The 1,690-nt window shown below is 32.7% G+C and carries 2 protein-coding genes; both read left to right on the top strand.

The window, feature by feature from the left end; all coding sequences use genetic code 11:
* A partial coding sequence (locus tag CDZ78_RS22450; RefSeq protein ID WP_167374425.1) for a hypothetical protein occupies positions 1-268 on the top strand: 268 nt, incomplete at its 5' end.
* Positions 269-488: 220 nt separating this feature from the next.
* On the top strand, positions 489-1,649 hold the full coding sequence (locus CDZ78_RS20065; protein WP_087871536.1) for a CCDC34 family protein: 1,161 nt from the start codon (positions 489-491) through the stop codon (positions 1,647-1,649).
* Positions 1,650-1,690: the final 41 nt, after the last annotated feature.

The following is a 1,690-nucleotide window of genomic DNA, read 5'->3' as shown; positions in this document are numbered from 1 at the left end:
TACGGCTATTCGGGATAAAATTTTAGCCTCCCTCGCGCGCTATCGCGCACTTCGGATTGGCAAATTTCCCTGCGCCTTCTGGAGACTATCATCCCGTCCGGGGCTGACAGCGCATGTAATCTATGATGATATTAAAAACATGGAAAGAAGAGGTGAAAAAAAAGCTATTAGAGAAAAATACAGTGATGAAGTAATTAAGTTACATATGTTTGGTTATGTTTTAGATATAGATTATGAAGAACTCGAACAAGAAGAATTGCTAGGATGATGGGTGTAAAGCTTTAAAGCATGATAAAAACAAAGCAATACTTTAATATTTTAATTTTTGATTTAAGCCCGCCCTAACGAGCGGGCTTAAACATCCTCTTATTTTTTAGAACCGACCATATCCATGATAGACACAGCAAGATAAGTGCGATAATGTTTAATATAAAAAAAATCAGAAAATAGACCCGATCAATGTAAGTATATACAGGGAAATTTAAATAATGAGCAAAAAGAAGGCAAAAGAAAAAGCCTATAATAAATACCTGCGTAAATTAAAAGAAGAGAAAGATAGGCAGGAACGTATCATTGTTGAAAAACAATTTATTGCAGAAAAAACAAAGCAATATCAAGAAAGAAATAAAAAGCATAACCAACAAAAAGAAAGAGAAGAGAAAAAAACCTCAAAAGAGTCTATCAAAAAAGAACGCATTAACCAGATCAGTACCCCATATGTTAATCGAATTGTAAGTCGCTTAGGGGATAATAAACAATTAGCAAAAGACTTTATTTTAGAAGAACTAGATGCAGCGTTTGTAGGGAATAGCGATTCAAAATCTTTTGTTATTAACTCTGGATTTGAAAAATCTGAGTATTTAGGTTCAATTAGTAGGGAAATTAAAGCCGTAGAGGATGGGCCTCAATTGGTAATGAACCAAATAAGGATTGAGCTTGCTACAAAGCATGGAATATCATATTGCAGTAAAGTGTTACTTTCAATAGTTGATAGGACTATGCAAATATATGCATTGGGGAAATATAAAAATATTGAAAACAACACCAGCTTAATTGGTGAAAATTTATCCCTAGATAAGAATGTGGAAGACCTTAAGGAACTCTTACAAAGCTATAGTGATATGTTACATAAACCAAAATTATTTGGAACTGATAGTTTAAGTACTCAATTTTTAAGTGTAGCCCGAACAATTGATAAGCCATCGAAAGAGCTCTCAGATCATATTAAATTTATGACTCTGATATCAATAGCTGGCAAACGAGTAAAAACAGCATTTATTCCAGAAAAGATACTGTCAGCAATTAATACTGACCTTACAATCGTTTCTACTGTTGATATAAAATACTGGAAAGAAGCACTTCAGGTACTATCAAAAGTAGAAAAAAACCAGAAAATATTCTACAGAGTTATAGAACTTGGACGCCAGGTTGGTGATATTAATAGTGTTTGTGCTATCAATGTAGCACCAGCTATTTACAATGCCTTTAACTTGCTATTTTTAGAATACCCTAATAAGTCAGATATTGAACTTGTAGCTAAGGACCTTAATATTCCTTTTTATGACTGCTCTTTCGTAACTGGTTCAGTATATGGGTCTATATTTGGCTATCAATATAAAGATTGGGTTTTTAAACATACGGGTATTTAATAAATTAATAATTTTATGGAGTCAATCAAATGAAAACATAT

It is taken from the genome of Bathymodiolus platifrons methanotrophic gill symbiont (assembly GCF_002189065.1).
GTDB lineage: Bacteria > Pseudomonadota > Gammaproteobacteria > Methylococcales > Methylomonadaceae > Methyloprofundus.
The sequence above is the reverse complement of the archived record's forward strand: the minus strand, read 5'-3'. Positions and strand labels throughout refer to the sequence as shown.

Coding starts and splice junctions, on each gene's coding strand:
- CDZ78_RS20065 (WP_087871536.1), top strand. CDS start 489: ATGAGCAAAAAGAAGGCAAAAGAAAAAGCCTATAATAAATACCTGCGT.